This is a genomic window from Streptomyces sp. MB09-01 (genome assembly GCF_033794505.1).
In the GTDB taxonomy this organism is placed as follows: Bacteria; Actinomycetota; Actinomycetes; order Streptomycetales; family Streptomycetaceae; genus Streptomyces.
This window is the reverse complement of sequence record NZ_JARAYQ010000459.1, coordinates 1-3,568: the sequence shown is the minus strand read 5'-3', so window position 1 is coordinate 3,568 and position 3,568 is coordinate 1. Positions and strand designations below refer to the sequence as shown.

Annotated in this window: 3 protein-coding genes; all 3 read right to left on the bottom strand. The window is 73.6% G+C overall.

Translation table 11 applies throughout. The features are described from left to right. Positions 1 to 108: 108 nt before the first annotated feature. Positions 109 to 729 carry a TetR/AcrR family transcriptional regulator gene (locus PV721_RS42250; RefSeq protein WP_319734042.1) on the bottom strand — a complete coding sequence of 207 codons (621 nt, stop codon included), beginning with the start codon at positions 727 to 729 and terminating at the stop codon, positions 109 to 111. A gap of 34 nt (positions 730 to 763) precedes the next feature. After that, a complete protein-coding gene (locus PV721_RS42245; protein WP_319734041.1) occupies positions 764 to 2,065 on the bottom strand; it encodes a hypothetical protein in 1,302 nt (433 codons plus the stop codon). A gap of 406 nt (positions 2,066 to 2,471) precedes the next feature. Next, positions 2,472 to 3,311 (bottom strand): cupredoxin domain-containing protein, encoded by an 840-nt coding sequence (locus PV721_RS42240; RefSeq protein WP_319734039.1) that lies wholly within the window; start codon positions 3,309 to 3,311, stop codon positions 2,472 to 2,474. Between the last annotated feature and the right edge of the window lie 257 nt (positions 3,312 to 3,568).

Here is a 3,568-nt window from a genome sequence, read left to right as displayed (position 1 = left end):
GGGGGCGGGGGGGGGGGGGGGGGGGGGGGGGGGCGGGGGGGGGGGGGGGGTGCGGGTGGGGGGGGGGAGGGTGTGGTGGGGGCGGGGGAGGCACGGGGCGGGGAGGGATCAGTCCAGTACGCGGGCCAGGTAGGCGTGCATCATCGCGCGGGTCTCGGCGACGATGGCGGGATCCCCGGCCGGGTCGGTCCGGAAGGCCAGTTGGATGAGGGCGTCGGTGGCCTCGACGGAGACGAGGACGGCCCGTTCCAGGGTGGTGTCGGGGGTCAGGCCGAGGTGCGTGGAGAGCAGTTCGGTCAGGCGGGCGGCGACCTGGTGGTTGGGGTCGGCCTCCGGACCTTCGGGCGGCGGCGCGGGGACTCCGAAGTCGACGAGCGCGAATCCGGGGACACTGCGCTTCATCGCCAGGTACTCGTCCAGCACGGCGTCCACGACGGGTCGCCAGTGGGTGGCCGGGAGGCCGGCGAGCCGGTCCGCGATGCCGTCGGCGTAGCGGTCCAGGTTGCGGTGGGCGAGGGCGATCGCCATGGCCCGCTTGTTGCCGAAGAAGCGGTACACGGAGCCGATCGGCACTCCGGCACGCAGGGCCACGGCGCGGGTGCTGAGGTTCTCGTAACCGGTCTCGTCCAGCAGCTCGGCGCAGGCGTCGAGGATCCGGGCGAGCCGGTCGGCGCTGCGCTGCTGGACGGGCGTGCGGCGCAATGAGTGGGCGGGATGCACGGGGTCCATCATGCCGCTCCTCGCTTCCGGGGTCGGCAGGCCCTCAGTTCAGCAGGAGGCTGAGGCCGCCGACGGTGTACGTGATCATCAGGGCGAGCAGGGGCAGTTGTCCAGCCACTGCCTTGGCGGGCGGGAAGAGGCGTACGGAGCGGTCGTGGGCGGCGACCACGCCGAGCACGTGGCCGGTGACGACGGCGATGACCTGGAGGGCGGCGAGGGCCCCGGGACCCAGTGGCGGGGCGGGTTCGGAGGCGTTGTCAGTGCCCAATGCCATGCTTACTGTGCGTGGTCCTTCGACTACCAGGAGGGAGAAGTAGTGGGCGATGAGATAGCCGAGTGCGATCGGTACGAGTGAGTGCGCGAAGGCGGTCAGCGGGCCGGGGTGCGGACCGCTGACGAGGCGGGTCGCCGCCGCGCACAGGCAGTACAGGCTGGCGACGAGGGCGATGGAGGCGAGCAGTCCGAGCGTGGCCGCGGCGGTGCGGCCGAGGGGGGAGGTCTGTAGGGCGTTGATCCAAGAGGGGTTGTCGGAGAAGCCGTCGTAGGCGGTGGAGCCGAGCAGGACACAGACGATGGCGACGAGTCCGGGCCGCTCGGGCGTCGCGTCGAGTCCGTGGAAGGGGTTGCGGAGGACGAGGCGGCCGTCGCTGCGACGGCCGAGGGGGGAGAGCCGGGCCAGGAGGGCGCAGTACGCCTCGAAGGCGTCTCCGTCGTCGAACCAGCGCTCGCCGAAACGGGCGGCGAGCAGCAGCTGGGCGGTTGCGTAGGTGGCGAGGGCGATCAGGAGGGTGGTGGTTGATGCGGGATCAGGAGCGACGAGTTCGAGCCAGGTGAAGCCGAACAGGCCGACGGCGGCGGGCCATTGCCCGAGACGGGCGGGGAGGGGGCGGCCGGGGCCGGGGCGGCGCAGGGCCCGGGAGAGCAGGCGGTGCAGGGTGCGGAGCGGGTTGAGCAGGCGCCAGACCGGGCCGAGGAGGAGGGAGGCGGGCACGAGTCCGACCCAGAGCAGGACGTAGACAGCGCCGGGAGCGGGGTTGTGCGCGGGGTCGTCGGGACCGAGGAGGAGGTGGAGCAGGAAGGCGAGTGCGGCGGCGAGTCCCAGTCCGCGCAGGGTGGTTCGGGTGGCCGGCGCGTCGGCCACCCGCTGGAGGACCGCGGGCAGGGCGAGCCCTGAGCGTGCGCCGCGGAAGCGGGAGGTGGACCAGAGGAGGCCGAGCGCGAGGAAGGAGACGAACAGCGCGGCAAAGGCACCGGCGAAGGCGTAGAAGGGAGAGATCGGCAGATCGTGCTGGGAGCCGATCCCGTGCGCGAGCGCGGTGAGCGGATCGGTCGGGTGAAGGACCACGCCCTGACCCACCCCGCCACCGGCCGCGCCCGGGGCGGTGCCCGGTCCGACGGGGCTCACCACCGGCCTGCCAGGGGCGGCGCCCCGCCGCGGACACGCCCTGACAAGCCTGGCGTCCCGGACTCGGGCGCGGGTCCGGGGAGCCGGGCGAGGCTGCCGTGGGATGGATCCCGTCGAACCGCTCCCCCGCCGGCTGCGGCCGGAACGACGACGGGCTCACGGCCGGCGCCCCGGCCGCGACGGGCGCAGGGACCGGCGCCTTGGCCCAGGTCGGCCGAAGGCGCGGCACTTCGGCCCCGGTGGCTCCCGTGGCTCCCGTGGCTCCCGTGGCTCCGGTGGCTCCGGTGGCTCCGGTCGACTGTCCAGGGCGGCGCGGCGAGCGGCGGCGCGGCGAGCGGCGGCGGGTTCATCGGACGAGGAGTTGGGTCAGGACGAGGTTGGACTCGTGGGTTTCGACCTCGAAGAGGCCCGGGCGGTCGGCTGTCAGGATCAGGGTGGCCTCCTGGCCTGCCGGCAGGGCGAGTTCCTTGTCGTAGCCGTGGACGTGCAGGGTGTCCGCCCGGTCGCTCGTCACCCGCAGGGCGACGCGCTCCCCGCGCCGCAGCTCGGTGCGGGCGGGGGCGGGGCTGACCTTGCCGTCCCGGACGGTGATGGTGACGGTCCGGTCGGCCTGCTGCTGGTCCGGTGGCTTCGGCGCGGCCTCGGTCTCGGTTTCGCCGGGACCGTGGCCGTGGCCGTGGCCCGCGGAGGGTCCTGGGGCGGTGGCGGTGGCGGTGAGCTGGGTCGTCGCCTGCACCGGCTTGCCGGACACCGCCCAGGCGGTGTGGTCGTCCGCGTAGAGGCGGACGGTCAGGGTGTGTGCGCCTTCGGGGACCTGCGTGGCGGGCAGGTGGAACCACGGGCCGTACAGCCGGGCCAGCTTGCGCCCGTCGAGCTCCAGGTGGGCGTGGCCGGCGCCCGGGAGGGCGGCGCCGCCGGTGCTGTCGGGGGTGAAGCGGTAGTTCTTCACCGCCAGTTGAAGGTTCCAGCCGTCCTCGGAGTCCGAGCGGACCGTCAGCTGGACCTCCGGCGCGCCCTGCGCCGGCACCTCGCGGAGCCGGTGGCCGGCGCCGTCGTCGGCGGTGAGCAGGGTGCCCACGCTGCCGGAGGCCTGCTCGTGGCTGGTGCCGGGCTTGTGGTGGGTGGTGGCCCGCCCGCCGCAGCCCGTCGCCGCGCCGCACACCAGGAGCAGGGCGAGGACGAGCAGGGCCGCTCTGCGGGCCGCTCTGCGGGGCCTGCGGGCCGCGCGGGGCGGCGTACGGCAGGCATCGCACCTGATGTCGTCGTCGGGGCGGCCGGTCACGGCTGGCCTCCTGTGGTCTCGGCGTTCGTGAGGGCCGGGGCGGCGGTCACGGGGCGTGGGATTTGACTCTGATACACATCTCCTAGCCAACGAGACAGCCAGAAATCACGTATGGCTACTTCTCTTTTAATAAAAAAAAAAACAAAAAAGACAATGAGAAT

Excerpts from the sequence above, each read along its gene's own strand:
- PV721_RS42250 (WP_319734042.1), bottom strand. The coding sequence starts at position 729 with ATGGACCCCGTGCATCCCGCCCACTCATTGCGCCGCACGCCCGTCCAG.